Annotated in this window: 1 pseudogene; it reads right to left on the reverse strand. The window is 68.4% G+C overall.

From position 1 onward, the window contains the following. Window positions 1-1837 (reverse strand): annotated as a pseudogene (locus BJF79_RS31125) (molybdopterin-dependent oxidoreductase); the annotation flags it as partial.

Below are 1837 nucleotides of genomic sequence, written 5' to 3' on the forward strand. Positions count from 1 at the left end.
TAGGACGGCATCCACCCCAGCCGCGCGGACTGCGCGATGACATCGGCGGTCGTCCGTCCGGCGAGCCGCCCGTCGGAGGTCGCGGCGGAGAGCGCGTCGGCGCCGAACGGGTCGTAGCGGAACTGGTCGGTGTGCAGGTACCAGAAGGCGGTGCCGATCATCTGGCGCGGCGGGCGGGTCCAGTCCAGTGCGGACGCGAGCTGTGCCCAGCCGGTGACCGGGCGGCATTTCTCCTGGCCGACGTAGTGCGCCCAGCCGCCACCGTTCACCCCCTGGCACCCGGTCAGCGTCGTCAACGCCAGGAACGTCCGGTAGATCGTGTCGGAGTGGAACCAATGGTTCGTCCCCGCACCCATGATGATCATCGAACGGCCGCGCGTCTCCTCGGCGTTCGCCGCGAACTCCCGCCCGATCCGCTCCGCCGCCGCCGCCGGAACCCCGGTGATCTCCTCCTGCCACGCGGGCGTCCCCGGCTCCGACGCGTCCCCATAGCCGGACGGCCACGAACCCGGCACCCCCGCACGCCCCACCCCGTACTGCGCGAGCATCAGATCGAAAACCGTCGTGACCAGACGACCCCCGACCGAACGGACCGGAACACCCCGCCGCAACGTCCCCGGCGACCCGTCGAGCGCGTCGAAGCGGGCCAGTTCGATCTCGACGGCGTCGCGCCCTCGGCGGACAGCAGCGGGTCGGCGTCGCCCAGGTCCAGGTTCCACTTGCCCTCCCCGGACTCGCCGTAGCGGAAGCCGAGCGACCCGTTCGGAACGAACGGCCGTCCGGTCGCGGCGTCCAGCATCACGGTCTTGAACGCCGCGTTCTCCGAACCGGCCTCCGCACCCGGCAGATCGGCGGCGGTGAGGAACTTGCCCGGTACGTAGGCGTCGGTGCCGTCCCGTCGTTCCAGCCGCACCAGGAACGGCAGGTCGCTGTAACGCTTGACGTAATCGGTGAAATACGGGACCTGCCGGTCGACGAAGAACTCCTTCAGCACGACGTGCCCCATCGCCATCGCCAGCGCGCCATCGGTTCCCGGCTGGGCCGGCAGCCACTCATCGGCGAACTTGACGTTGTCGGCGTAATCCGGCGACACCGCGATGACCTTCTGCCCCCGATAACGGGCCTCGGTCATCCAATGCGCGTCCGGCGTCCGCGTCACCGGCACATTCGAACCCCACATGATCAGATAACCGGCGTCCCACCAATCACCCGACTCCGGAACATCGGTCTGGTCACCGAAAACCTGCGGAGAAGCCACCGGAAGATCGGCGTACCAGTCGTAGAACGACAGCATCGTCCCGCCGATCAGCGATACGAACCGTGATCCCGCGGCGTGCGACACCATCGACATCGCCGGAATGGGGGAGAAGCCCGCGACGCGGTCGGGGCCGAACTCGGCGATCGTGTGCACGTGTGCCGCCGCGATCATCTCCGTGGCCTCGTCCCACGACGCCCGTACCAACCCCCCGCGCCCCCGCGCATCCTTGTACCGGCGCGCCTTCTCCGGATCGGACACGACCTCACGCCAGGCGGCGACCGGATCACCCGTCCGCGAACGCGCCTCCCGATACATCTCCAGCAGCACACCCCGCACATACGGATACCGCACCCGCGTCGGCGAATACGTGTACCAAGAGAACGACGCACCACGCGGACACCCACGCGGCTCGTACTCCGGACGGTCCGGCCCCACCGACGGATAATCGGTCTGCTGGGCCTCCCACGTGATGATGCCGTCCTTGACGTACACCTTCCACGAACACGACCCCGTGCAATTCACCCCGTGCGTCGAACGCACCACCTTGTCGTGCGACCAGCGGTCACGATAGAACGCGTC

Source organism: Actinomadura sp. CNU-125, from assembly GCF_001942465.1.
Taxonomy (GTDB): Bacteria; Actinomycetota; Actinomycetes; order Streptosporangiales; family Streptosporangiaceae; genus Spirillospora.